Below are 24,304 nucleotides of genomic sequence, written 5' to 3' on the forward strand. Positions count from 1 at the left end.
GTTTAATGGACTATGAATACAATATCAAACAAAAAAAGCCATGCTTTTTAGCATGGCTTTTTTTGTTTATAGCATATTTTGAAGCTTACTCTGCCGCAGGCGCCGGAGCAGCTACGGGCTCGTCTTCTATCACAACGCCCATTGAGCAGAACTTGTCAATGCGTTCTTGCACCAGTTCGTCAATATTGCGGTCTTTAAGTGTTTTCAGATCTTTTGTTAATTGCTTTTTAAGTACGGCAGCCATCGCAATCGGATCCTGGTGGGCACCACCAAGCGGCTCTTTAATAATGCCGTCAATCAGCTTGTTCTTAAACATTTCGCTTGAGGTAAGTTTCAACACCTCGGCAGCGCGCTCCTTAAAATCCCAGCTACGCCATAAGATAGACGAGCAAGACTCGGGCGAAATAACCGAATACCAGGTATGCTCCAGCATGTATACTTTATCGCCGATACCGATACCAATGGCGCCCCCTGACGCTCCTTCACCAATAATTACGCAAATAACCGGCACATTAAGTACCGACATTTCCATAATGTTACGGGCAATGGCTTCGCCTTGTCCGCGCTCTTCGGCTTCGAGGCCAGGAAAGGCTCCGGGCGTATCAATCAGGGTAATAATAGGCTTGTTAAACTTTTCCGCCATTTTCATCAGGCGCAGGGCCTTGCGGTAACCTTCGGGGTTGGCCATACCAAAATTGCGGTATTGCCTGTCTTTAGTGTTGCGCCCTTTTTGGTGACCAATAAACATAGCAGTTTGCCCGCCTATTGAGCCCCAGCCGCCAATAATGGCTTTATCATCGCCAAAATTACGGTCGCCGTGCAATTCAATAAAATCATCACACATCAGCTCAATATACTGCAAGGTATATGGCCTGTCGGGGTGGCGTGATATCTGTACCTTTTGCCAGCCGCTCAGGTTGGTGTACACTTGCTTTTTAGCCTGCTCAAACTTCTCCTGCAACTCATTCAACGTGGCCGACATGTCCACCTTGGTCTTTTCCTGCACCTGTTCTATCTTATCGATCTGATGCTGCAAATCGGCTAACGGCTTTTCAAAATCAAACGTAATCTTCATAATCCTCTGTAACGGGGCGCTAAGTTAATTAAATCAAACGTCAAAATGCTAATTATGGTTTTTTCAGCTGCCAAAACTTAGTGGTTTGCTGCGGATTAAGCACATTGTAGGTATTGTAGCAAGCCAGCAGTACAGATGTACGGTATTCACCCTCATACAGGCCGTAACGGTTAGCATAAAAGGTAATGCTGCCCTCATCCAGCTTTTGGCTGCGAAACATATCATCCAGCTTTTTCTCGTTACGCAGTACCGATTGCCCTATTTCCGTTTTTTTAAGCTGCAGGTACTTGCTGATGGCGGTTACTTTAGTTACCTGTTCGGGCGTAAGCTTCAGTTCTTTTTTATACCGCAATACATCATCGGGCATAGGATAACGGTTCAGGGTAGCCGGCAAAGCCATACTTTCGAGCGTAGGGCCTTTCTGGTAATCGGCATACTGTTTTAACGTTAAAGTTTTAATGCTTGATGGCGTGATTGCGCTGTCGGTTTGCGCTTGAGCCACGTTTAAGCCAATACCCGCTAGTAATGTAATGAGGAGAGTTTTATACATAAGTGATGTTTACATTTCAAAAGTGTTAAATTTTTTAATTAATACATCTAACTATGGATAGAAACTTACTGGTTTAGGCCTGCGTTGCGCAAACAGTTCTTGCTTAAGTAACAAATACATGACCGACTAATCTTTGAGCCTCCGCTCCCCTCTAATTCATATTAAATGCAAGAAACATTATGAAAAAGACCATTTTAAGCATAGCGTTAATAGCATCACTGGCTAGTTCATTAACCAGTTGCATGGTAGCACAAGACAGGCGGGGCCGTTATAACCGCGACAATTATCGTGGCCGCGATCATCATCGCGATGGCCACCGCGGACCTTACGATAGTAACGGCTACCGCCACTAAAAAAACAACAAACCCGGGTTTTGACTGATCCCGGGTTTGTTGTTTATGTTATATTGGAATGATATTCCTCAACTAAGCAATGTCTCTATTCAGTTGCAATTGGTAAATCCCGGCGCGACCACTCGCTCCACGAACCTACGTACAACTGAGCGCCCAACAGTCCGGCCTGCTCTAACGCCAGTAATGTATGGCAAGCTGTTACACCTGAGCCGCAGTGTACAATAACTTGATTGGGTTGTACCTCGCCAAATACGTTCAGGTAATTAGCTTTCAATTCACTGGCCGGTAAGTAGCGGGTAGCCGGACTTAAATTAGTGGTATAAGGTACATTAATAGCACCCGGTATATGACCGGCAATTAAATCTATAGGCTCGGTTTGGCCCAGGTAACGTGGTGTTTCTCTCACATCTATTACTATTTTGCCTGGGTTTTTAGCGGCTTCGGCCACCTCATCAAGCGTAACTGTGCCCGTGTAATTGTGTTTAGCAATGTATTGTGTTACCACGGGCGGTACTGGAACCATTGTTGTTAGGTTTAAACCTGCATCAACCGCTGCTTGTAAACCACCGCTTAATACTTGTACCTGCTCGTGCCCAACGGCACGCAGCATCCACCACAGGCGTGCAGCCGGGTTCGCGCCGGCCTTATCGTCATAAATAACAACGTGTGTTTGTGCCGTAATACCTAAGCTACCCAACAGCCTGGCAAAGTCTTCCACACCTGGCAATGGATGCCTGCCACCATAGGCGGGATTTTCAGGATGGACGGCCAGGTCTTCCAGGTCTACATACACGGCTCCTTCCAGGTGGCCTTGCTTATACCGCTCGCGGCTGTTACCAAAGCCTCGGGCATCAATCAGCACATAGGTATCTTTATCAAGTTTCTTTAGTTCTTCAGCTTCAATTAAAGGTAGCATAGTGTGTAGACGTTTAAATTCAAATATAAAATTAACTGGTTAAAATATTCTCGCCAAACTTGGCAGATACGGTGCTTGGTTCTGCAGCATTTATGCTGATCACCAGCGAACCATCAAAAGCAATCTTTTCTATTAATTTGATGTGCGTACCAATATTTATTTCGAGCTTATGGAGATAAAGCAGAAAATCGCTGCTGGTATCGCGCACAGCAGCTACCCGGTAAGTCGAGCCCGGTTTGGCATCGGCCAGGGTAACCGAAAAAGATTTGGCCATCTTACCATTTGCTTTGGGTATAGGATCACCATGTGGGTCATACTCGGGATATTCTAAAAACTTCTCCAACCTATCGGCCAGATCATGATGCTTTATGTGTTCCAGCTCTTCGGCAATGTCATGTATTTCGTCCCAGCGGTAACCGAGCTTTTCCAACAAAAAGACTTCCCAAAGGCGGTGCTTACGTACAATTTGTATGGCATCCTGTTGCCCTTGCGGGGTAAGTTTTACACCTTTCTTTTTATCATACTCAATAAGCTGCTTGTCGGTGAGTTTCCGTATCATATCTACCACTGATGCCGGATTATTTCCCAATGATTCGGCAATGGCGCTGGTGGAAATCTTTTTGCCGTCGGGCATTTGCGATAACCGGAAAATGGATTTTAGATAATTCTCCTCTGAAAAGGTATTCATGCTGCTGTACTAGTTAGCTCAATCAAACTTATGAAAATAAAACCCATAATATATAAAATTAGGCAAACCTAATTTTATATATTTGGTTTAGTTAAATATTATAAATCGATATGCCAAAATTCATTATACTTCTTATCCTGTTTATTACAAAGTCAAGCAGTGTATTAGCTCAAAACGGCACTATAAAAGGCCAGGTTACAGCATCAACCGACGGGCCAGTAAGCCATGCATCGGTAAGCATTTTGAATAAAAATACAGGTACGCGAACCGGCATTAATGGCCAATATGAACTGCGTAACGTACCTCCAGGCACTTACACGGTTATATTTTCATCGGTGGGTTACCAAAAGCAGCAGCTTGTAACAGAGGTTAAATCTAATGCTGTTGTACTATTAAATGTGGCCCTCATCAAAAGCGAATCGAGGTTGAATGATGTTATTGTAACCGGTGTTAGCCGAGCTACCGAGGTGCGCAAAAACCCGGTGCCTGTTGCCGTGATGAGCAAAAAAGACATGGACAGGCATGTAAATAATAATATTATTGATGCCGTAATTAAAGGTGTGCCGGGCGTAAGTGCGGTAACAACAGGGCCAAACGTATCCAAACCCTTTATTCGTGGGTTAGGGTATAACCGCGTACTTACTTTGTATGATGGTATACGGCAGGAAGGTCAGCAATGGGGTGATGAACACGGCATTGAGATTGACCAGTACGGCATTGCCAGAGCCGAGGTGGTAAAGGGCCCGGCCAGTTTATCTTATGGCTCTGATGCTTTGGCAGGGGTAATTAATATGATCCCTTACCTGCCCAACTTTAACAACAACGCCTTAAAAGGCGATTACACGGTAGATTACCATACCAACAATGGCCTGATAGGTACATCATTAGGCTTGGCATACAAACACAACGATTGGCGCTATACCATACGCGGAACCGGCAAATGGGCTCATAATTACACTAACAATATTGATGGCCCGGTGTACGGCACCGCCTACGGGGAACTTAATTTATCGGCCATGGCAAGGGTAGACAAGAAATGGGGATATACCCAACTAGCTGCTACGTTGTTTAACAATAAACAGGAAATTCCCGATGGCAGCAGGGATTCCCTCACACGACGTTTTACCAGGCAAGTTCTGGACAACGCCGATGATATTAAAAACCGCCCTATTGTACCCGATCATGAACTGAAGACCTACCGGCTTAATCCGCTTTACCAACATATTCAGCATTACAGGCTTTACAGCAGCAGCCAGTTTAAGTTGGGCGATGGCAATATCAATTTGTTACTGGGCGGTCAGCAGAGTGTTAGGCGGGAGTACAATCACCCTACACAGCCGCAGCAAGCCGGATTGTACGTAGTTTTAAATACCTTAAATTACGATGTTAAATACAACTTGCCGCAATTGGCCGGCATAGAAACTTCAGCAGGTGTGAATGGCATGTACCAAACAAACCGCAGTAAAAACGCTACTGACTTTCCCATTCCAGACTATAATCTTTTTGACATAGGCACTTTCCTGTTTGCCAAGAAAACCTTTGGCCGTATGGATATAAGCGGCGGTATACGTTATGATAACCGCAGCATTAAATGGGAGAATTTTTTTGTAGCCAACAACCCGCAAAATGGCTTTCAGAAGCGGGTGAGCGGGGCCGATACTATTGGTACTTACCTGCAATTTCCTGCTTTTAAAAAACGCTATACCGGACTTTCGGGTAGCTTAGGCTTAACTTACAACGTAAGCGAGCGCCTATTACTAAAAGCTAATATTGCACGCGGGTACCGGGCACCGAACATAACCGAAATTGGCTCTAACGGCCTTGATCCGGGTGCACACATTGTTTATCTGGGTAACCGTACTTTTAAGCCCGAATTTAACGTACAGCAGGATATTGGTGTAATTGCTTACCTGAAAGACATTGACTTAAGCGCTGAACTATTTAACAACAATATCTACAACTACATTTACCAGGCCCGGTTAAATGATGCCAACGGTGAGCCGGTGGTGATAGTGCCCGGCAACAGCACCTACCAATACCAGCAGTCGGAGGCCAGATTATATGGAGCCGAGTTAACGCTAAATCTGCATCCTGAAAAATTAAAATGGCTGTGCTGGAACAATAGCTTAGCTTACGTAGAGGGGCTTAATAAAAATACTGAATTACTGGCCCGCGTGGGTAATGCAGCCAAATATTTACCTTTTATACCGCCATTGCATGCACGGTCAGAATTTCGTATTAACTTTCAGAAAGCGTCTAATACCTTTCAAAAACCTTATTTAAAGTTAGAGGCCGATGCTTATGCCGCCCAAAATCATTTTTATGCACTTGATGATACGGAGACTGCTACCCCGGGTTATACACTATGGAACATTGGCTGCGGTACAGGTATCAAAAATAAAAGCGGCCGAACGCTGTTAGACGTTTTTTTGCAAGTAGATAACGTTCTGGATAAAGCCTACCAATCAAACTTAAACCGGCTAAAATACTTTGAGTATTACCAGGCATCGCCAAATGGGTATAGGGGTATTTATAATATAGGCCGTAATATGAGCTTTAAGGTAATTGTGCCTTTGTAGGCTTAGGCTGCTGTTGATTTGGAGAACAGGTTAATGACGAGCACGCCCGCCACAATAAGCGCCATACCTAACATAGCAGGCACATCAAGCTTTTGCTTAAACAGGAAATAACCACTTATGGAAATTAACACAATACCCACCCCCGACCATATGGCGTAAGTTATACCCACCGGGATAGATTTGAGCGTTAAGCTCATAAAGTAAAAAGCAGAGGCATAACCCACCACCACAATAACTGACGGCCATAAACGCGTAAACTGCTCAGAAGCTTTGAGTGCACTGGTGGCCGTTACTTCTGATAGGATGGCAATGAGGAGGTAGATGTATTTCATTAAACCAATATTATTGTTTTTGCAGCTGGGTATTGAAATCAACAAGCAGCTTAAAGAGGTCATTATATTCGTTTAAAGGTAGCGTTTTACTAATGTCGAACACGTCATGATAAGCTTTGATGCCGCCCATGGTGTAGATAAAAAATGCAGGAACACCTTTTTCGGTAAACCAATAGTGATCGCTGTTGGCTGCTTTACCACGCGAGTATACTTTAACCAGGTAGTTACCTTGTGCGTTCACTTGTTTCAGTAATTCGAACTGCTTTGGATATACCGATGCATTAACCACTGTAATACCTTCATTACCGGTACCCATAATATCCATATTAACCAGAAACTTGATGCTGGATAAAGGCACCAGCGGATGTTCGGTAAAGTACTTTGACCCCAGTATACCTGCTTCCTCTCCGGCAAAGCACATGAACGCCACAGTATATGGCTGCGGATGTGCAGCATAGTACTTAGCCAGGCTAAGCAGCATGGTTATACCGCTGGCATTATCGTTTGCACCGGGGAAGTATGTATTGCTGCCCATACCGCCCAAGTGATCATAATGACCGGTGAACATTATGATAGAATCGGGCTTGGTGGTACCTTTAACCAGCGCACAGATATTGCCCGTTTTAAAATTGTTAATGAGCTTATTTTCAATATTTACACTAACGGCTGATGGTTGCCCCTTCAGCGCTTTCTTATCCACTTGAATAACCGTATAATCGCCTAACTCCTGGGCTACCGACCAGGTGAGCTTGTTTTGTAATGACACAATGATGCGGTTTTCGGCATTTACAAAGGTTACGCTGTCTTGCTGTACCAGCTTGCCTTGTGCCTTAGCACCTTGGCTCTCCGGACCCACAATAAAATCTCGACTAGGCACTAAGGCAGCGCCATTGATAGCTACTTCCATTTTGCCCGGAAAGGTGTTGACGTTAAAGCTGAACTCCTGCATATAATCCTTCCCCTTCATGGGCTGCAAGCCATAACTTTTAAATTGCGCAGAGATAAATTTACCTGCTTTACTCATGCCCTCGTTAGTATAGCCACGTCCCCAAAAGTAAGGTGAGGTGAGCGTATCCACCATGCGGCGAGCAAAAATGGAATCCTGGGCTAAGGCGCAGTTTATAAACACGCAGCAGAGTAGGGTTAACTTCAGTTTCATGGTGAATAAGGTTAAGATGCAATGTAGTAAAAATAGCGCTATTTGCAGAGTTATTGTTGCTGGCGTAACGTTCGCCAAGGCCTCATAACCGGCAGTAATGATATAAACTGGAACGTACTGTCCTACCCCGGCTTGCTGTCTACGCAATGGCACCTTTATAACGCTTCCCAATCTCAGAAACGAACATACAAACTCAAACTAACCCTGAATATCGTATCCAAAAACTAAGCGCAGTAGTACAGCCCAGTTGAGTTTAAAAATGACATGAGACAAAAGTTTACTAATAGCATACGTATCTCTTAACAAACATACAACTGACTTACTTGTAGCAAACAAGCTTAAATACCACAACGGCACATGATTCATCATCACATGCCGTTGTGGTATTTTACAGATGTAAAAAGCAACTTTTAATCATAATCTTCTATAAGCGGCAGAGTAAACCAGAAGGTACTGCCCTTGCCTATTTTGCTATCCACACCTATTTCTCCTCCATGGCGTTTAATAATTTCGGCGCTAATGTACAGCCCTAAACCTAAACCGGAGGCATGGTAGCCTGAGGAATCAACCCGGTAATACCGGTCAAAAAGGTGCGGAATCTTATCTTCGGACACACCAGGGCCGTTGTCGCTCACCGATACCTTTACCATGTCAAAATCTTTCTCGATGCAAAGCGTAATAAACTCCGACTCGGGCGCATACTTAACGGCGTTATTTACCAAGTTTGTAACCACTTGGTCAATACGGTGCTCGTCTGCACATACTTGCAACTCTACCTCGCCATCTATTTTTATCTTTTGCTTACCCATAATGGCAATGGGATTACAACAGGCATTAAGCAACTGCGATACTATAAAGGTGCTTTTATTAAGCTGTACCTCGCCCTGCTGTAAACGGCTTACATTAAGCAAATCTTCAATAAGCACGCTCACGCGCTGTATACTTTTGCGCGATTGTAAGATGAGCCGCGGCATCATATCACTCGTTGGATTGTCTTTTACTTTATCCATTAGCTGCAAAGATGCTTTCAGACTGGTTATTGGCGTTTTTAATTCATGGCTGGCAATGCTGATGAAGTCGTCCTTTTGTTGCTGTAACTGCTTTATGGAGTCAATATCGGTTGCGGTACCAATCCAATGCTCAATGTCACCAAACTCATTGCGAATGGGCTGTACCCTGATTAGGTGCCAGCGGTATATGCCGTCAGTTCCCTTTTCACGTAGCTCATACTCGCCCGGGCGTTTGGTAGCCACAATGTCACGGTAGGTTCTCACACTATACTCCAAATCATCGGGGTGAATTACGTCCTCCCAGCCGGTTGCCTTACTTTGCTCTACGCTGAGGCCAGTGTACTCATACCAGCGCTGGTTAAAAAAGCTCACATCACCTTGCAGGGTAGTAGTCCATGCAATTTGCGGCAGCGTATTTAATATGGTTTTATAACGCCGCTCACTGGCAGTCAGGGCAGCTGTACGTGCGGTGATACGTTCCTCCAGCTCATTATTGAGCCTCGATAGCCTCTCCTGCGAGTAACTGAGTTCTTCAATAGTTGAGGTTAGCTCCTCATTGGTAGCGGCAAGTTCTTCGTTGATAACCTGCAGTTCCTCGTTCAACTCCTGTTCCTTTTCGCGCGATTCTTCAGCCTGCTTCCTGACCTGTTCCTGCTCGGTAACATTGCGGGTAACGCACATCAGGTATTCTACTTCACCGGCAGTGTCTAAAACAGGGGAAATCTGTATTTGCCACCAGCTTCGCGAGCCTGCCTCTCCGTCTTTAGCAGGCGCCTCAAATGATAACGTGGGCAGGTTTATCTGCTGTTTATCATAAACGGCTTGCATAAGCCCTTCGCGCAGTAGTTTAAACTGCTCGGCGCTGGCCTCGTCCCATGGTTTGTAAACCTCAAAAGATGGCTTGTTTAAGATCTGGTCTTTATTAAGGTATGATCGCTTAACATAAACATCATTAACAGCTACTATGGTGAATGCAGGGGCGTCAGCCCGTACAACCGAAACCGGGCTGGGCGATTGGTTAAATAACGCTTCAAACATTTGTGCATTCACAACGTCGTTCATCAAATTGCAGGGTTAGATAGATTTGCCAAATATATTAAAATTTGACTTTTATAAATATATGCCGTTAAATATGCCTTGTTTGCTGTGGAATTCTCTCTCATAACCCATCGGCTGATTATAATAACACAAGCAGACGGGCTAAAAATACTTTCGTAACGGTGTTATTGTAAGCTATTGCCTGTACCCCCTTCTACCTGTGAGACAGTACTGCAATACTTAATATGTGATGTAATATTACACCATCATACACACGTTATGTTTTCAATCTTATTTTTAAGATAGCTATATATTCTTACGAACGCTATTTTTGCTTTGATTTATGAGAAGACGAATTAAGGTACACGTAAGGAACGCCAGATATATTGTTTACAAAGAAACCCTTGTTGATTACAAAGAGCATTTATGGACTTTTATAGGCTCTTTTCTCGGTATCGGCATAATCGGACTTTTAAATAGCAAATATTTCACCGCATACGATAACCTGTTTCTGATCGGGTCATTCGGCGCTTCTTCTGTGCTTATTTACGGGGCTATTAACAGCCCGCTGGCGCAACCGCGTAATTTAATAGGCGGACATGTTATCAGTGCATTGGTAGGCGTAAGTATTCATAAGCTTATTCCGGGCGAGGTGTGGTTAACGTCGGCGTTGTCGGTATCTGTAGCTATTGTGCTTATGCAAATCACCAAAACACTGCACCCGCCGGGCGGTGCAACTGCGCTTATTGCCAACATTGGGTCGGATAAGATTAGGGCACTTGGGTACTTTTATGTATTAAGCCCGGTATTTACAGGCGTAATTATTTTACTGCTGGTAGCGCTGGTTTGCAATAACGCTACCTCGCATCGCAGCTATCCCAAAAACAAAGCTTGGTTTAAAATCTGGAAAAGAAAGTACAGGTAGCTACATTATAATTTGGATGGAAACTTAAACCAAATTAACCGGCAAAGTAAACCAAAATGTACTGCCTTTACCCAAAACGCTTTCTACGCCAATGTTGCCGTTATGGCGCTCAACAATCTCTGACGACAGATATAAACCTATGCCAAAACCTGCAATTGTTGCGGTACTATTGTTTTCAACACGGTAATAGCGTTCAAACAACTTATCAATATCCTTGGGGGCAATACCCATGCCCTGGTCTTTAACACTTACTAAAGCTTTACCATTTATAGTTATACAAGCAACCTCAATAGTACTACCTGCAGGTGAATACTTTACGGCATTGCTGATAAAATTATTAATGACCTGCCCAATCTTATCTCTATCGGCCTTTACTATGGTTTCCACAACAGGTGCAAACACTACTTTATGGCTTGTAATCGTTGTTATCGACTCCTCTTCTACTTCCTTTACCAGTAAGGCCATGTCAAACACTTGTTTGTCGATTTGGATCTTACCTGATTCGAGCCGGGAAACATTCAAAAAGCCGTTGATGAGTGTGGTCATCTTACTGACCTGGTTGTTGGCCTTGTCTAATACATCCGAACTGAATTTGTCCTGGTTTTTGTCAGCCTTGCTTTTTAAGATTTGCACATAGCCTTTCATAGATGTTAATGGCGTTTTAAGCTCGTGGCTTACCATACCTATAAAATCATTTTTGCGCTGCTCGTCTCTTCTCAGCTCGGATACGTCCATCACCACACCTGTAAAATTCGAGAACTCACCACTTGGGTCGGCTTTTAAATTGCCAATTGCCCTTAGCCAGCGTGTCACCTGGTCATGATAGCCTACCACCTGATAAGTCACATCAAAATCACCTCCGTTGTAAATAGCATTCTCAAACTTTTTTGAAACCAGGCCCCGGTATTCATCAGTAATCTGTGCTAAAGTGTCCTCTATGGTAATCTCCTCATCAGCACGGTAGCCAAAAAGCTCCCTCAATCTTGCTGAGGTAATGAACGCTCTCGTTATTGAATTAATATGCCAGGTACCGAAGTTAGCAGCCTCTATAGCCAGTCTTAAGGCAATCTCATTTTCTTCCAGCGAATTATAAGCAGCTTGGAGTTGGGTTTGGGCATTATCCAGTTCATTGTTTGAAATGATAAGTTCCTCGTTAATTAGCCGCAACTCTTCGTTTGATGCTTCCAGCTCTTCGGTCAGGGCCTGAGCTTCCTCTTGTTGCTGCGCTATAACCCTTTTGTTGCGCTCCCTTTCGGTTACGTTAGCCGCGGTATGTAAAACACAATAAGGCACGCCGTTATCATCGGGTATGGCACGGTACTCATATTCATAATAATTAGTTTGAAGCTCACCGTTAATTAAGGTTTCGGCAGAAATTATACCATTATCGGTAATACCAGTACGCAGCACCTGCTGAAGCATATACTTAAACGGCTGACCTTTAAGTTCAGGCACACCTTCTTCTAAAGGTAAACCAATAACGCTCCTGTCTTTTCCCCAAAAGCCAAGCATTGCATCATTAGCAAATTGAATAACAATATCATCTGTAGTATAAATGGCTGTAGCTTCGTTCGAAACAGCAAGAATATTCAAAAGCAATTTATCATTAAAGGGGTTCGGCTTCTCAATCATTATTTTTGTATAACCGAGCGCAAATTTAAAAGTTTTACAGAATATTAACCGATGGTTAAATATATGGCGTCGTTGTTACAGACAATAATGGAATAAAAAAAGGAGCCTTCACTTTCAACTTGAGGGCTCCTTTTGATTAGAAATATTCATTACGGAATCAGTTTCCCGGCGCGTAATTGCGCAAATAAGTCATAAAACGACTCGTCCGTTCTCTGAAAAACGGTAAATCCAAGTTTTCGGCTTTTCGACATATCTGTCATGACTTCAATAGGCCGGCCCAGGTCGAGATCGGTGTGCCAGGCTGATGCCAATCGTGCTAAGTTAGGCTCTTTTAAATTATACCGTTCAGCAATTTGCTGCCAAAGCGGTCCGTCGTTAGCAATTTCTACCTCCAACGGGCGGATAGTCCCTTCATAACCCACGGCATCTATTCCAAAATAAGCGGCCAGTTGTTTCCACAACCAGCTCCAACGAAACACGTCGCCATTAACCACATTAAATGCCTCATTACGGGCGGCCTCTGTGGTTGATGCCCAAATGAGATGTTCTGCCAATACCCTGGCGTCGGTAACATCCGACAGGCCGTTCCATTGCGCCGCAGAGCCGGGCCAGATGAATGGGCGACCAGTTTCTTTACAAATAGTGGCATATACGGCTAAGGTGGTGCCCAAATTCATCATATTGCCTACGGCCTTACCTATAACGGTATGCGGGCGGTGTATGCTCCAGGTAAAACCAGCACGCGCGGCGGCAGCGTAAACCTCGTCTTCCTGGGCGTAATAAAAGTTTTCTATATCCAACCTCGGGTGCTCTTCCCTCAAAGGCGTTTCGGGTAAAAAGCCCTCTTTAGCGTAAGCCTCAAACGGCCCGAGGTAATGTTTTAAACCGGTTACCAGCGCTACGTGCTGTACAGATCGCTTTTCATTTTGGGTAAGCACCTCTAAAAGGTTCCGAACCATCAGGCTGTTCACTCTTATGTTTTCCGCTTCGGTTTCATTACGCATCCAACTGGTAATATATACATGCGTTGGCGCTACTTCGGCTAAGGCTGATTTGAGGCTGTCTACATTCAGCAGATCGGCTGCAACGGGCTGCAGGTCTTTAATTTCATGGTCGGGGTTTCGGGCCAGGCCATAGGTTTTCCAACCTTTTGAGATTAGTTTTTTGGCCAGATTACTGCCTGTGATGCCACTTGCACCAACTACTAATGCTATATTTTCCATAGTAATGATCTGAGATTTTTATGCCAACAAAATTCGTTTAATACGCAGCATGGGTATAGGACATAGCTCACAAAAATAAAGTGAGGTAGATCACTCAACTATCGGCCATACGGCTCAGTGTTTCACGCGAAATACCCAAATATGAAGCAATTTGAACTTTAGGTAGCCGCTGCGATAGCTGCGGGTACAAATGAACGAACTGGTCGTACCGTTCTTTGGCGCTCTGGCTCATTAACGATTGGATACGTTTTTGCAAAGCTATATAGCCAGCCTGGGTTTTCTTCCTAAAGAAATACTCCATCTTTCTGGAATCTGCGCAAAGTTTCTCCCGGTTCTCTAAAGAGATGACGTAAACCTGGGTATCCTCCAGGCAGTCGATGTTTAACGTAGCGGCCTCGCTGTTATGATAAGCCTGCGGATCGGAGATCCACCAGTCTTCCATAGCAAATTGCAAAATGTGCGTCTTACCCGATTCATCAAGGTAAAAAGACCTTAAAAGTCCTTTTACAACAAAATGGTCATTCGGCGCAGCATACCCTGCCTGTACAATATACTGATGCTTTTTAAAGCTTTTAGCTGAAAAATGAGATAGCACAAAGTAAAACTCAACGTCTGTGAGTTTTACAATCTTTTCTATCTGCTGTCTTAGAATTTCTGCTGTCAAAGCTTTTGTTTACCACAAAACAAGCAGGCACAACGCAAATTATTTTTAATAAAGCTGCCTGGCACTACTGGCTACTATTAGAATTTTTATAACCCGGGGCTATAGTTGTTAAACAGGCTTTTTTTACCCCAACTCTTTATGTTTCACACCCCACTTTTCAAGTTCCTGAATAACAGGTTTCAGTTCATAACCTATTGGAGTAAGTTCGTATTCTACCCGCGGCGGCACTTCAGCATAAACTGTTCTTTTTACAATTTTGTCTTTCTCCAATTTCCGCAATTGCAAAGTCAACATCCGTTCGGTTATGTTTGGCAAAAACCTTTTCAATTCGCCAAACCTAAGTTTTCCATTTATTAACCAGGAACAGATAACCAAAGCCCATTGCCCGCCTATAATGTTAGCAGCATGCACTTCAGAACACTCATTGGCTAAGGCTTGTTTGTTGGCAAAATTGGTTGATGTTTCTTTGACCTTGGACATTACTTACATTTTTTATAGTACATTACAATGGGTTGGCAATGTACAAAGTTCAGGTAACGCGCTTTATTTTCGTCACATAATTTTTGAATTATTGCGATGAAAACATTGATAATTGTTATCCACCCCGACATTAAAAGCTCAGCTGTTAACAAGAGATGGGTTGAAGAACTACAAAAATTCCCCGACAAATACGTTATTCATCAATTGTATGAACTATACCCGGATGAGAAAATTAACGTGCCGGCAGAACAAAAGCTGATAGAGCAATACGATAAAATTGTTTTTCAGTTTCCTTTGTACTGGTTCAATTGCCCTGCGCTTTTTAAGAAATGGTTAGACGAGGTTTTAACGCATGGTTGGGCTTATGGCAGTAAAAGCGGTTATAAAGTTTCGGGAAAGAAAATTGCGCTGGCTGTTTCTGCAGGAGTTGATGAACGTGAATATTTACCAGGCGAACGATACAAATATACCCTGGCAGAATTAACCCGACCATTCGAATTGTCTTTTGAGTACGTGAAAGCCAATTACAAGCCCCTGTTTGCTTACTACGGTATTGAATACAATTCTTCTGCTGAATGGATTGAAAAAAGTGTTCCCTTATATCTCGACTACTTAAATTCCTTGTGAAAACACCTTAAATAAGCACCGTAAAGTTGAGCCATACAGGCAAGCAATTTGAGCCGTAAATGTAATCTGCCCCAGGCTATAAAGCCGATCTTTGTATAGTTAAAACAAATCAGCTATGACAAACATCACAAAAATAAACCTTGGCCAAAATGGTCCGCTTGTATCTAAACTTGGCTTAGGCTGTATGCGCATGTCGCCGGTTTTTGGAAGCCCGGTGAGAGACGAAACAGAAAGCATTGCAACCATACAGTCGGCACTCGACAGTGGTATCAACTTTTTAAATACCGGAGATTTTTACGGTGCCGGACATAACGAACTGCTGGTTGGCAAAGCCATTAAAGGCCGGAGAGACGATGCCTTCATCAGTGTAAAGTTCGGTGCTATTTTTTATAATAGCCAAATGCTGGGGTTAGACCTGCGCCCGGTTGCCATTAAAAACTTCATCAACTACTCATTAGTGCGTTTAGGCATTGATACTATTGACCTTTACCAGCCGTGCCGGTTAGATAATAGTGTACCTATGGAAGATGTTATTGGAACAGTGGCCGACCTGATTAAGGAAGGGAAGGTGCGCTACCTTGGTGTTTCTGAAATAACAGCCGACCAGCTGCGAAAGGCCAATGATATACACCCGGTAACTGCATTAGAAATAGGTTATTCGCTGGCTGATCGTCAGATAGAAAACGACTTGCTGCCTGTCGCTAAAGAACTGGGTATAGGTGTTGTGGCCTTTGCTAACACCGCCGAAGGCTTGCTCAGCGGTGATATGAAAGCCCCTCTTGAACCAGATGCTTATCAAAATCATTTCACCCGTTTTCAGGGTGAGAACCTGGTTAAAAATCTTGAAAAAGTAGAAGTGTTAAAGCAAATAGCCAGAGATAAAGGAATTACACCAACGCAGCTGGCCATAGCCTGGGTAAATGCGCAAGGTAATCATATTATGCCATTGGTAAGTATGAGTCGCAGATCGCGTCTGCCCGAAAATATGCGGGCTATGGAAATTGTTTTTACTCCCGAAGAGATTAATGCCCTTAACACAAACTTTGCGCCAGGCGCTATACTTGGCGGTACATACCTGCAGCGATAAAAGAGAACGGGCTTTACATGAGGCCCATCTCTTTTATATATTTACCTAATGATAAATCCGACCGAAATAATTCCGGGAGTGCTCTTTTATTCGTACTACGCTTCGGTACGAAAAGATAAGGTTGCTTTTTTAGAACACACCACCCTGGTATTGCAGGTTTCGGGCCGGTTTACGATGGAAACCGCTACCGAACGTTTTTCTATGGAGCAGGGTGAGATGCTACTGATACGAAGGAACCAACTGGGCGAACTGACCAAAACGCCGTTAGATGGCCAGGATTACCAAACTATAGTCATATGCCTGAAAGAAGATTTGCTCAGGCAAATTGCGTTGGAAGGGCAAATACAAGCTGGAAAAAAATATGTTGGCCCGCCAACTATTTTAATTCCGGGAAACGATTTTTTACATGCGTTTTTCCAATCGGTAATGCCATACGTGCGTCATTCTGAAGATAAGGTAACCAACGCTGTGGGTATGTTGAAGGTGAAAGAAGTTGTACTACTGCTTTTGCATATTATGCCCGAACTGAAGGACTTTCTATTCGATTTTTCAGAGCCGTATAAAATAGACCTCGAAAAATTTATGCTTAGCAATTTTCACTTTAACATTCCTGTTGAAAAATTTGCGCAACTCACCGGAAGAAGCCTTGCCGGATTTAAGCGCGATTTTCAAAAGACTTTTGGCATGTCGCCCCGGCACTGGCTACAGGAAAAACGACTAACTGAGGCCCGCCACCTTATTGAAAAAAAGAACATGAGGCCATCTGCATTCTACCTCGACCTCGGATTTGAAAGTCTTTCTCACTTTTCGCACTCCTTTAAAAAGAGGTTTGGCAAAGCACCTACTGAGCACATTTGATTAAATTTTTGAACCTGAATTTGATGCAACGCACCTGCTCACATTTTTACTGCGTTGTATTTTAACCAATGCAATAAATTCAAGCGTGAGGCCTAGACCCGTTACAAATCCTTTCAGAGAATCGGGCAATGGAAAATAACGGCTAATTAAAGGCGTAAGTGTTGCAATAAGCAAACCTGTAACAAGGTAGGCTATAGCAGGTTTTGAAATGGCGCTATGTTGCATATTATTGAAGTTGTTTGGTTATACTTTCCAGTCGTTGTTTAATGGCATTTAATTTTTCTCCATCTTTTTTTAAAGCGCGCGGCCTAACAACAAACCACATAACGGCCAGGTAAATAGCCATAACGGTGTAGATACCAACACGCCAAAAGGGATATTTTTGAACAGGCTCATACATGTACAACACCCAACCAACAGAGCAAAGCAGAACAATAACTACCATTGTTTTTTTGTAATAGAAGATTTGGTTTTGCCTGGTCTTTTCAATGAAGGCCAGAAACTCCAGGTTACTGCAATCATTCAACTTATTAAAACGCTTTAGGGACCTAATCTCGGTAGCGGCCAGCAAAACACTGCCTGCAATTATTAATGCTCCGCCAAAATAAGTGGTAAACAACTTGAAGGGAGTTACTACCAACACTGCTAACATTAAGCAGCCAATAAACGCAGCTATTACAATAACCAACCACTTCCTTTTCAGCTTTTGGCCGCGAAACTTCCCAACCAGTTGCATCATCTCTTTTGAAGTAGGCAAACTTTCTGTTTTTGCCGTATGCCAAATGGCTTTCAAATCATTTAAATTGTCCATTTGCTTTAAATTTTTGAGCCAGCTTTTCTTTTATCCGATGAACCTTTACCCTTACGTTACCATTGCTTAACCCTACCACTTCTGCAATCTCGGCCTGTGGCAACCCCTCCAGCTCCAGCGAGATAATGATGCGCTCTGTTTCGTCCAATTCGGCAATGCACCGATATAAAAAGTTCAGTTTTTCTTCCGGAGACTCTTCCTTCGTTTCGGCTAAATCAAATGGCAGTTCTGCGGCAGGCATGCGTTTGGCAACTTCCAAGGCACGCAGACAATGATTAGTAGCTATCCGGAATATCCAGGTACTTATCTGCGACTGATTACGAAAGCTGTGCAGATTTTTCCAAACCGATATAAAAGTTTCCTGCACCAGATCTTTAGCCCGATCTGCATCATTGGTATACCCTAAACAAACCCGAAAAATTTGCGGGGCATAACAATCATATATTTCCTCAAACGTGGTCATGGTTAACAGGCCGGTACAAGGCCTTTATTCATTTATGCCGGGTTAGATACGGCACTTCAGGATATGTTACAGGGTGTATAAATATTTCGATCAAAACCGGCAAAAGCATAAAAGTGCTTCAAAGCTAAGGAGCCGCTAACATACCGATGGTCCGAAATATTTGCACAAAAAAAAGCCGCTCTTAAGGCAGCTTCTTTTGTGCTTTTACGCTTCTTATATGAAGAACGTATCTTGCTTAATATAAACTGTCGGCTCTGCCGGTAATGTTAAGGACGCTTCAAATTTAGCTTTGCTGCATTTCCTGCATTCAGTCCACTTACGCCTCCACCTGTATAGCTCACCGTATATTTTTTGGCCTTTAATTCATAATTATTAGCCAGGTTGATGGTCGTCTTGACACTGCCATGTGCCGGAACTACCATATAGGCTTCGGGCGGAGGTGGCATTACTCGTCTGGCCATTGCACCTTTAAATGTAGCTTCATTTCCCTGGTTATCCACTATCTCGAAATATTTCCCCAACCTGGGTTCGAACGGGGTTTCCCATTTGCAAAACCGCTGAGCTTTATCTGTATTGTTAACTACGGTGAACAATAAAAAAGCAGATTCTGTACTGGCAGACCTTGCTGCTATTCGCAAACGCGTTATCAGCTTTCCGGCACCCGCATTAACGTTTTCTTTATTTCCTGACTTTTGGGTATAGCAACCGGCAAAGATCAAAGTAACCGGAATAATCCATTTAATAGCTTTATGTATCATCTTTAAATTTAAAACTATGACACATTAAAAATCATAAGGTTTGATTGACGGTGCTACTTTAATAATGCTGCTGTAATTTAAAGTTCAGTTTTTGTGTGGAAGTTCAACGTACATGTTTTACAGTTAAGCTTCTGTAAATATTTTGATGACCAGTTCATGATCATCCAGTCATTTGATGGTAGCGAAGCCTATTATTTTCCGGCCGGGTCAAGGAAAAGATGCAGCGATTTAATTTTTCCGTCTTCAATAACGGCAATGTCCATTCCTGAGGCAACGGGTGTTTGACCAGGTATGCCAAGCGTCCATGATATGTGCTGTACCTGGTGATTTGCCAATGACGGACGGTTGAGCTCGAACCTAAATTCAGCAGGCCATTGTTCTTGCAGTTTAGCAATCAAATCGTTAATGTCCTGATGACCTATAATTGCAGGCCCCTCGTTCGACTCGTAAAATACGATGTCGGCAGCGTACACCTCTTGCATTGCCTCTAACCGTCTTTCTGCTTGTCTGTCGTTCCAGATCACTAATAAACTATCTTCTAAAAGTTTTACCGACTTTTCCATTTTTGTTGTTTTTATACCCTCAAAAGTATCAGCTTGTGAGCGGCTGCATCTTGCGCTTTATCATTAAATCGCCTTGATTATTATCAACTGCTTTTTAGTGATGTGGTAGAGGGTTAATGCCGGCAAGCCTGGTAAAAGTAGCTGAATAATCAAGCGACAGCAGCTTACTTAAATAATAGATTTTTTCTGATCCTGCTTAAGGTTTCCGGCGAAATGCCTAGATAAGAAGCAATCATACTTTGAGGAAACCGTTTTAGAAATTCCGGATAACTTTTAGATAGCACATCATACCGTTCTTCTGCACTGAGGCTAATTGCTGAATGAATACGTTTTTGAGTGGCGATAGCTCCCTTCTGGTCAATCTCCTTAATCATCAGGCCTACGGCCGGAACTGCCGCTGCAACTTCCTGTATCTGTTCCCGCATAACCAGTAATACATCAGAATCCTCAGTCATCTCTATATTATAGAGAGATGCAGTTTGTAAATTATAACTTTCATAATCACCCAGCCACCAGGATTCAATGGCAAAGCGTATAACATACTCCTGCCCGTTTTCTTTAACTGCATACATCCTTCCGGCTCCTTTAACAATAAATGCCATGTATTTGCAAACATCCCCCTCCTGTAAAAGATATTGCCGCTTTCTTAAGTGCTTTAATTTAAAAGCAGCTTGTATTAACTGCTTTTCATTATTGCTAAGGGTTAAATGAGATTTGGATTCGATGTAGTGGAAAAGTAATTCATAAGCCATAATAGCGGATCATTATAATGTGGGCGGATAATTAACCGCAAAAATATCTGAAAATTTAATCAATAAGGCTTTTTGTAAGTCAAGCCTCTTTCAATCTGTTGATAAATGTCAACATAAAGTTGCTGCGTTTATCAATGTGCACCGGCAGTAATTGCTGCAACTTTGAATTATCAAACAAACGAATTAAAAAATGAAAACAGACAACGAAACCGGTGTAGTGCTGATAGACAGACAGGGAGCACCTTCAGTGCTAACCTATACTACAACAAATGTGAGTGAGCCAAAAGGCAATGAATTATTAATTGAACATAAAGCCATATCATTAAATTTTGTCGACGTTTTGTTCCGAAACGGAAGCTTTCCGCTAAATACTTTTCCAGCTACGATTGGCGTGGAAGCAGCCGGCGTAGTAAAAACGATAGGTGACAACGTAACTAACTTTACAGTAGGTGACCGAATCGCTTATTTCTTTTCACTGGGTGCTTATGCCGAGCGCCGGCTAATCAGCGCAAATGACCTGATTAAGCTTCCTGAAGACGTTTCCTTTGACCAGGCGGCATCTATCTTGGCAAAAGGATTAACTGCCAGGATGCTTATTAAGCAAGCTTACCTGGTTAAAAGCGGCGATGTTATTCTGGTTCACGCAGCGGCGGGCGGTGTGGGCTCGCTGGTTAGCCGCTGGGCAAAGGCATTGGGAGCCACGGTTATTGGTACAGTAGGTCACACATCCAAAAAAGCAGTGGCAATAAGTCAGGGCATTGATTATGTTGTTGCACTGGATACCGAAGATCTTGAAAGCATCGTAAGGTCGGTAACGCATAACCAGGGGGTGCAGGCCGTTTATGATGGTGTAGGCAAAGCTACCTTCGGCCGGTCTGTGAAACTAACTAAACGCGGCGGTTCCATAATTTTGTACGGAACTGCATCGGGAGAGCCGGAAATAAATGCTATTGATCTTAAAGCCAGGGAAGTTAACCTTACTCGTCCATCATTAGGTGATTACCTGCCAAATAAAAATAGTGTAGAACTGGCAACAAGTGAATTATTCCAAGCCCTGCGCAACGGCGTGCTTGGAGAAATAAAGCCAACGATTTATCCATTAGCCCAGGCAGCTCAAGCACATCAGGATCTCGAATTAGGCCAAACAACCGGTTCTATTATCTTCCACGTTTAATAAATCACTTACAATCAATTCAAAAAAACATGTCAAAATTAGCCAATAAACTAGCCTTGGTTACCGGTGGTAGCCGCGGCATAGGTGCAGCCATTGTAAAACAATTAGCCGCACAAGGTGCCAACGTTGTGTTTACTTACGTAAACTCTGCAGAAAAAGCAGCAATACTGGTAAAAGAAATAGAAAGCTTTGGGGTTAAGGCCCTAGCGGTAAAGGCCGATACCGGCAACCCGGATGAGATTAACAAGGCTGTTCAGGCGGCAGCAGAACTCGGACAGATAGATATCCTGGTAAACAGCGCCGGCCTTTTTGTGACTGGTGCAGTTGATGACCCTACCGTTGATATGCAGGCGCTTGATCAGCAATGGAAGGTTAATGTGTTGGGCGTAGCCCATACAGTCAGGGCGGTCTTGCCTTTCATGGCTAGCGGCGGAAGAATTATAACCATTGGCTCAACAGGCGCCGGCCGCTCGCCCTATCCCGGCGTTGGGGACTACTCAGCCACCAAAGCAGCGCTTGCGGCTTATACACGCAGCTGGGCCCGTGACTTAGGTCCTCGAAACATTACTGTTAACATTATTCAGCCAGGACTTATCAACACGGACATGAATCCGGCAGACGGCCCTTTTAGTGCACACATGTTGCAAGCTGTTGCACTGCAACGATATGGCGAACCCAAAGATATCGGAAATGCAGCAGCCTTTTTGGCCAGCGATGATGCCCAGTATATTACTGGCGTAACGTTGAATGTTGATGGCGGACAAAGTGCCTGATGCATTAGGATTGTTGCCGAAGTGCATAAAACGCTTCACTGAGGTCTTATAAACAACTGCGTTTCCTGTACGTTTCACCTTCAATAGCTCATTTATCAATTGATTAGCTTACTCATTAAAAGTTGCAAACTAACCAGTGCATAACTGAACTAGTACCACTAAAAAGAAATGGGGCTTAAAACAAAAAGCCTTTAAGTGAAAAATGAAAGGCTTTTTGTTTTAAGCCTCACACTGAACACAATTCGAACCAGATATTGGACAATTTAAAAGTGTTGAAGGCCCTATAAAGCTTAATCCTTCTAAACAAACTTGTATTGCCTAAAGCATACTTATACCAGCATTTTGCAGTTTAGAAGTACAGTAAACTTCCTATTAGATTAATTATCAAGGCGTACTTAGATTCATCAAACTATCAGTTCCGAAAGAGGACGCAGGAAAGCCTTCAATGTTATACAGTTCACCAACTACCCATTCGTCAAAAGCATAGCGTACATTAAGCGGTTCTTTAACTCTTTCGCTCCAAACTTCTATGCCTTCATTTGTGATCTTTGCCTTAGCGGGGTAAAAAATATTGTCATTGCCAGCTATGCGAAAGTTGATTAACTCCTTTTCGTACGAGGTAAGCCCTAACGGTGCGTAATCAAAATATAACTGCAAGCGTCCGTTCTTACTCTCTTTCGACCGGTACACCGGACCCGAAAAGGGCAGCGTTTTGAAGTGATAGGTGTTAGCCAGTGCCCAAAATGCCAAACGCTTGCCTACTGTTATCTTATCGGGCGGGTGTATAAAGCGCTCTGCACCTATATCCATGGTTACTGCCATGTCACTGTTGGGGATCACTTTCATGGCATTTAACTGTACCTCGCGCAGGCGTTGCGGACCTTTATTGGTACTATCCCGTCCATAATGGTAAGGTGCTATCTGTACATAGTAAAACGGTAATTCGCCGCCGCCCCACTGCTTACGCCACGCGGCTACCATCTGCGGAAAAAGGCTTTTATAAAGATCTGGCGCATCTTTATTGGCCTCGCCCTGGTACCAAATAAACCCTTTGATGGCATAGCTGGTTACGGGGTGCACCATGCCGTTGTACAATGCCGTAGGTGGCTGGCGGTCTACCGTTGGGGGAGGAAGTTGCGCCGGCAGTTCAATCTCCGGGTGCTGCATGATGGATGCTTTATCCATCCAAGTTTCAATCTTAGTGCCACCCCATGATGAAAAAATTAACCCTACTGGTACTTTAAGGCGTTGCTGCAGCATTAACCCAAACTGGTAAGCCACGGCGCTAAAACTGCCTACACTTTCAGTATCCGCCTGTTTCCATTCACCTTCGCAATTTTTTAATGGCGTTAAGGATGGATTTCGGGCTACGTAAATAACCGCATGTTAGGGTTGTGGGCATTAAGTAATAGCTCTGCCGAGTTCTTAACCGGCTGATTTTTCCACCCCCGCACAGGCATTTCCATATTGGATTGCCCCGAGCAAAACCATACCTCTCCAATCAATACATTATCGAGCGTAAGCTTTACACCATCGTTCAGGCTTATGTTGTATGGCCCTCCGGCAGGGGGCGTGGCAATGTTAATATGCCAGGTACTATCCTTGCTTATAATGGTTTTATACTGCCTGTTGGTCCACGAAGTGATGACCTGCACACTTCCCTTTCGTGTACTTTTACCCCAAAGCTTAACAGTAGCCTTTTGTTGCAACACCATGTTAGAATTTACCAGTGCAGGCAATATAATGCGCCCGCGACAACACAAGGCGGTAAGCATTAACAACGAAAAGACTGATAAACTTTTCATACAAGACAT

Annotated in this window: 26 protein-coding genes; 8 read left to right on the plus strand and 18 right to left on the minus strand. The window is 43.5% G+C overall.

Annotation, left to right across the window (positions count from 1 at the left end):
* Positions 1-85: 85 nt before the first annotated feature.
* Together ABDD95_RS18375 and ABDD95_RS18380 are read right to left on the minus strand one after the other, a co-directional pair.
* A complete protein-coding gene (locus tag ABDD95_RS18375; RefSeq protein WP_345948805.1) occupies positions 86-1,075 on the minus strand; it encodes an acetyl-CoA carboxylase carboxyltransferase subunit alpha in 990 nt (329 codons plus the stop codon).
* 52 nt (positions 1,076-1,127) lie between these two features.
* Positions 1,128-1,625, minus strand: a complete 498-nt coding sequence (locus ABDD95_RS18380; RefSeq protein WP_345948806.1) for a hypothetical protein — start codon at positions 1,623-1,625, stop codon at positions 1,128-1,130.
* Positions 1,626-1,804: 179 nt separating this feature from the next.
* Here ABDD95_RS18380 and ABDD95_RS18385 point away from each other — a divergent pair, with 179 nt between their 5' ends.
* Complete coding sequence (locus ABDD95_RS18385) at positions 1,805-1,978, plus strand: hypothetical protein (RefSeq protein WP_345948807.1); 174 nt, start codon at positions 1,805-1,807, stop codon at positions 1,976-1,978.
* 85 nt (positions 1,979-2,063) lie between these two features.
* Here ABDD95_RS18385 and ABDD95_RS18390 read toward each other — a convergent pair whose 3' ends face one another.
* Together ABDD95_RS18390 and ABDD95_RS18395 are read right to left on the minus strand one after the other, a co-directional pair.
* Positions 2,064-2,894, minus strand: coding sequence for a sulfurtransferase (locus tag ABDD95_RS18390; RefSeq protein ID WP_345948808.1), 831 nt, complete (start codon positions 2,892-2,894; stop codon positions 2,064-2,066).
* A 31-nt stretch (positions 2,895-2,925) separates the two neighbouring features.
* Positions 2,926-3,582, minus strand: coding sequence for a metal-dependent transcriptional regulator (locus ABDD95_RS18395; RefSeq protein WP_345948809.1), 657 nt, complete (start codon positions 3,580-3,582; stop codon positions 2,926-2,928).
* Positions 3,583-3,692: 110 nt separating this feature from the next.
* Here ABDD95_RS18395 and ABDD95_RS18400 point away from each other — a divergent pair, with 110 nt between their 5' ends.
* The gene (locus ABDD95_RS18400) at positions 3,693-6,161 is read left to right on the plus strand and encodes a TonB-dependent receptor (RefSeq protein ID WP_345948810.1); all 2,469 of its coding nucleotides are present in this window, start codon (positions 3,693-3,695) and stop codon (positions 6,159-6,161) included.
* Positions 6,162-6,163: 2 nt separating this feature from the next.
* Here ABDD95_RS18400 and ABDD95_RS18405 read toward each other — a convergent pair whose 3' ends face one another.
* The 3 genes from ABDD95_RS18405 to ABDD95_RS18415 form a co-directional block, all read right to left on the minus strand.
* Positions 6,164-6,493 carry an SMR family transporter gene (locus ABDD95_RS18405; protein ID WP_345948811.1) on the minus strand — a complete coding sequence of 110 codons (330 nt, stop codon included), beginning with the start codon at positions 6,491-6,493 and terminating at the stop codon, positions 6,164-6,166.
* Between the two features lie 10 nt (positions 6,494-6,503).
* Positions 6,504-7,652, minus strand: coding sequence for a M28 family peptidase (locus ABDD95_RS18410; protein ID WP_345948812.1), 1,149 nt, complete (start codon positions 7,650-7,652; stop codon positions 6,504-6,506).
* A 410-nt stretch (positions 7,653-8,062) separates the two neighbouring features.
* A complete protein-coding gene (locus ABDD95_RS18415; protein WP_345948813.1) occupies positions 8,063-9,724 on the minus strand; it encodes an ATP-binding protein in 1,662 nt (553 codons plus the stop codon).
* A 319-nt stretch (positions 9,725-10,043) separates the two neighbouring features.
* Between ABDD95_RS18415 and ABDD95_RS18420 the strand changes: the two genes are divergently transcribed.
* Entirely contained in the window at positions 10,044-10,625 is a 582-nt protein-coding gene (locus tag ABDD95_RS18420) for an HPP family protein (protein WP_345948814.1), read from the plus strand.
* A 24-nt stretch (positions 10,626-10,649) separates the two neighbouring features.
* On the opposite strand, the gene ABDD95_RS18425 is transcribed toward ABDD95_RS18420, so the two are convergent.
* The 4 genes from ABDD95_RS18425 to ABDD95_RS18440 all read right to left on the minus strand — a co-directional run bounded on the left by ABDD95_RS18425 (position 10,650) and on the right by ABDD95_RS18440 (position 14,624).
* A complete protein-coding gene (locus ABDD95_RS18425; protein WP_345948815.1) occupies positions 10,650-12,257 on the minus strand; it encodes an ATP-binding protein in 1,608 nt (535 codons plus the stop codon).
* A 149-nt stretch (positions 12,258-12,406) separates the two neighbouring features.
* Complete coding sequence (locus tag ABDD95_RS18430; protein WP_345948816.1) at positions 12,407-13,480, minus strand: SDR family oxidoreductase; 1,074 nt, start codon at positions 13,478-13,480, stop codon at positions 12,407-12,409.
* 94 nt (positions 13,481-13,574) lie between these two features.
* Positions 13,575-14,144 (minus strand): Crp/Fnr family transcriptional regulator, encoded by a 570-nt coding sequence (locus ABDD95_RS18435; protein WP_345948817.1) that lies wholly within the window; start codon positions 14,142-14,144, stop codon positions 13,575-13,577.
* A gap of 123 nt (positions 14,145-14,267) precedes the next feature.
* Positions 14,268-14,624, minus strand: a complete 357-nt coding sequence (locus ABDD95_RS18440; RefSeq protein ID WP_345948818.1) for a helix-turn-helix domain-containing protein — start codon at positions 14,622-14,624, stop codon at positions 14,268-14,270.
* 96 nt (positions 14,625-14,720) lie between these two features.
* Between ABDD95_RS18440 and ABDD95_RS18445 the strand changes: the two genes are divergently transcribed.
* The 3 genes from ABDD95_RS18445 to ABDD95_RS18455 all read left to right on the plus strand — a co-directional run bounded on the left by ABDD95_RS18445 (position 14,721) and on the right by ABDD95_RS18455 (position 17,196).
* The gene (locus ABDD95_RS18445) at positions 14,721-15,251 is read left to right on the plus strand and encodes an NAD(P)H-dependent oxidoreductase (RefSeq protein WP_345948819.1); all 531 of its coding nucleotides are present in this window, start codon (positions 14,721-14,723) and stop codon (positions 15,249-15,251) included.
* Positions 15,252-15,366: 115 nt separating this feature from the next.
* Positions 15,367-16,338, plus strand: coding sequence for an aldo/keto reductase (locus ABDD95_RS18450; RefSeq protein WP_345948820.1), 972 nt, complete (start codon positions 15,367-15,369; stop codon positions 16,336-16,338).
* A gap of 48 nt (positions 16,339-16,386) precedes the next feature.
* A complete protein-coding gene (locus ABDD95_RS18455; protein WP_345948821.1) occupies positions 16,387-17,196 on the plus strand; it encodes an AraC family transcriptional regulator in 810 nt (269 codons plus the stop codon).
* Positions 17,197-17,422: 226 nt separating this feature from the next.
* On the opposite strand, the gene ABDD95_RS18460 is transcribed toward ABDD95_RS18455, so the two are convergent.
* From ABDD95_RS18460 to ABDD95_RS18480, 5 genes are all read right to left on the minus strand, one after another.
* On the minus strand, positions 17,423-18,007 hold the full coding sequence (locus ABDD95_RS18460; RefSeq protein ID WP_345948822.1) for a hypothetical protein: 585 nt from the start codon (positions 18,005-18,007) through the stop codon (positions 17,423-17,425).
* The gene (locus ABDD95_RS18465) at positions 17,991-18,470 is read right to left on the minus strand and encodes an RNA polymerase sigma factor (protein WP_345948823.1); all 480 of its coding nucleotides are present in this window, start codon (positions 18,468-18,470) and stop codon (positions 17,991-17,993) included. Before ABDD95_RS18465 ends, ABDD95_RS18460 begins: the two co-directional genes overlap by 17 nt.
* A 266-nt stretch (positions 18,471-18,736) precedes the next feature.
* Positions 18,737-19,228 (minus strand): protease, encoded by a 492-nt coding sequence (locus tag ABDD95_RS18470; RefSeq protein WP_345948824.1) that lies wholly within the window; start codon positions 19,226-19,228, stop codon positions 18,737-18,739.
* 191 nt (positions 19,229-19,419) lie between these two features.
* A complete protein-coding gene (locus tag ABDD95_RS18475) occupies positions 19,420-19,791 on the minus strand; it encodes a nuclear transport factor 2 family protein (RefSeq protein ID WP_345948825.1) in 372 nt (123 codons plus the stop codon).
* A gap of 164 nt (positions 19,792-19,955) precedes the next feature.
* Positions 19,956-20,393, minus strand: a complete 438-nt coding sequence (locus tag ABDD95_RS18480) for a Crp/Fnr family transcriptional regulator (RefSeq protein ID WP_345948826.1) — start codon at positions 20,391-20,393, stop codon at positions 19,956-19,958.
* Between the two features lie 340 nt (positions 20,394-20,733).
* On the opposite strand from ABDD95_RS18480, the gene ABDD95_RS18485 reads away from it, so the two are divergent.
* Both ABDD95_RS18485 and ABDD95_RS18490 read left to right on the plus strand, forming a co-directional pair.
* A complete protein-coding gene (locus ABDD95_RS18485; RefSeq protein ID WP_345948827.1) occupies positions 20,734-21,717 on the plus strand; it encodes a quinone oxidoreductase in 984 nt (327 codons plus the stop codon).
* Positions 21,718-21,746: 29 nt separating this feature from the next.
* Positions 21,747-22,490, plus strand: coding sequence for an SDR family oxidoreductase (locus ABDD95_RS18490; RefSeq protein ID WP_345948828.1), 744 nt, complete (start codon positions 21,747-21,749; stop codon positions 22,488-22,490).
* 384 nt (positions 22,491-22,874) lie between these two features.
* On the opposite strand, the gene ABDD95_RS18495 is transcribed toward ABDD95_RS18490, so the two are convergent.
* Both ABDD95_RS18495 and ABDD95_RS18500 read right to left on the minus strand, forming a co-directional pair.
* Complete coding sequence (locus ABDD95_RS18495; RefSeq protein WP_345948829.1) at positions 22,875-23,771, minus strand: sialate O-acetylesterase; 897 nt, start codon at positions 23,769-23,771, stop codon at positions 22,875-22,877.
* An 86-nt stretch (positions 23,772-23,857) separates the two neighbouring features.
* Positions 23,858-24,295 (minus strand): hypothetical protein, encoded by a 438-nt coding sequence (locus ABDD95_RS18500; protein ID WP_345948830.1) that lies wholly within the window; start codon positions 24,293-24,295, stop codon positions 23,858-23,860.
* Positions 24,296-24,304: the final 9 nt, after the last annotated feature.

This window comes from Mucilaginibacter sp. PAMB04274 (assembly GCF_039634385.2).
Lineage (GTDB): Bacteria > Bacteroidota > Bacteroidia > Sphingobacteriales > Sphingobacteriaceae > Mucilaginibacter.

What these genes read in the sequence shown, in the direction of transcription:
- ABDD95_RS18490 (WP_345948828.1), top strand. Translation starts at nt 21,747, where the DNA reads ATGTCAAAATTAGCCAATAAACTAGCCTTGGTTACCGGTGGTAGCCGC.
- ABDD95_RS18460 (WP_345948822.1), bottom strand. Translation starts at nt 18,007, where the DNA reads ATGGACAATTTAAATGATTTGAAAGCCATTTGGCATACGGCAAAAACA.
- ABDD95_RS18430 (WP_345948816.1), bottom strand. Translation starts at nt 13,480, where the DNA reads ATGGAAAATATAGCATTAGTAGTTGGTGCAAGTGGCATCACAGGCAGT.
- ABDD95_RS18380 (WP_345948806.1), bottom strand. Translation starts at nt 1,625, where the DNA reads ATGTATAAAACTCTCCTCATTACATTACTAGCGGGTATTGGCTTAAAC.
- ABDD95_RS18500 (WP_345948830.1), bottom strand. Translation starts at nt 24,295, where the DNA reads ATGAAAAGTTTATCAGTCTTTTCGTTGTTAATGCTTACCGCCTTGTGT.
- ABDD95_RS18480 (WP_345948826.1), bottom strand. Translation starts at nt 20,393, where the DNA reads ATGGCATTTATTGTTAAAGGAGCCGGAAGGATGTATGCAGTTAAAGAA.
- ABDD95_RS18445 (WP_345948819.1), top strand. Translation starts at nt 14,721, where the DNA reads ATGAAAACATTGATAATTGTTATCCACCCCGACATTAAAAGCTCAGCT.
- ABDD95_RS18385 (WP_345948807.1), top strand. Translation starts at nt 1,805, where the DNA reads ATGAAAAAGACCATTTTAAGCATAGCGTTAATAGCATCACTGGCTAGT.
- ABDD95_RS18405 (WP_345948811.1), bottom strand. Translation starts at nt 6,493, where the DNA reads ATGAAATACATCTACCTCCTCATTGCCATCCTATCAGAAGTAACGGCC.
- ABDD95_RS18420 (WP_345948814.1), top strand. Translation starts at nt 10,044, where the DNA reads ATGAGAAGACGAATTAAGGTACACGTAAGGAACGCCAGATATATTGTT.
- ABDD95_RS18450 (WP_345948820.1), top strand. Translation starts at nt 15,367, where the DNA reads ATGACAAACATCACAAAAATAAACCTTGGCCAAAATGGTCCGCTTGTA.
- ABDD95_RS18485 (WP_345948827.1), top strand. Translation starts at nt 20,734, where the DNA reads ATGAAAACAGACAACGAAACCGGTGTAGTGCTGATAGACAGACAGGGA.
- ABDD95_RS18395 (WP_345948809.1), bottom strand. Translation starts at nt 3,582, where the DNA reads ATGAATACCTTTTCAGAGGAGAATTATCTAAAATCCATTTTCCGGTTA.
- ABDD95_RS18390 (WP_345948808.1), bottom strand. Translation starts at nt 2,894, where the DNA reads ATGCTACCTTTAATTGAAGCTGAAGAACTAAAGAAACTTGATAAAGAT.
- ABDD95_RS18470 (WP_345948824.1), bottom strand. Translation starts at nt 19,228, where the DNA reads ATGATACATAAAGCTATTAAATGGATTATTCCGGTTACTTTGATCTTT.
- ABDD95_RS18425 (WP_345948815.1), bottom strand. Translation starts at nt 12,257, where the DNA reads ATGATTGAGAAGCCGAACCCCTTTAATGATAAATTGCTTTTGAATATT.
- ABDD95_RS18440 (WP_345948818.1), bottom strand. Translation starts at nt 14,624, where the DNA reads ATGTCCAAGGTCAAAGAAACATCAACCAATTTTGCCAACAAACAAGCC.
- ABDD95_RS18415 (WP_345948813.1), bottom strand. Translation starts at nt 9,724, where the DNA reads ATGAACGACGTTGTGAATGCACAAATGTTTGAAGCGTTATTTAACCAA.
- ABDD95_RS18375 (WP_345948805.1), bottom strand. Translation starts at nt 1,075, where the DNA reads ATGAAGATTACGTTTGATTTTGAAAAGCCGTTAGCCGATTTGCAGCAT.
- ABDD95_RS18475 (WP_345948825.1), bottom strand. Translation starts at nt 19,791, where the DNA reads ATGGAAAAGTCGGTAAAACTTTTAGAAGATAGTTTATTAGTGATCTGG.
- ABDD95_RS18410 (WP_345948812.1), bottom strand. Translation starts at nt 7,652, where the DNA reads ATGAAACTGAAGTTAACCCTACTCTGCTGCGTGTTTATAAACTGCGCC.
- ABDD95_RS18465 (WP_345948823.1), bottom strand. Translation starts at nt 18,470, where the DNA reads ATGACCACGTTTGAGGAAATATATGATTGTTATGCCCCGCAAATTTTT.
- ABDD95_RS18400 (WP_345948810.1), top strand. Translation starts at nt 3,693, where the DNA reads ATGCCAAAATTCATTATACTTCTTATCCTGTTTATTACAAAGTCAAGC.
- ABDD95_RS18455 (WP_345948821.1), top strand. Translation starts at nt 16,387, where the DNA reads ATGATAAATCCGACCGAAATAATTCCGGGAGTGCTCTTTTATTCGTAC.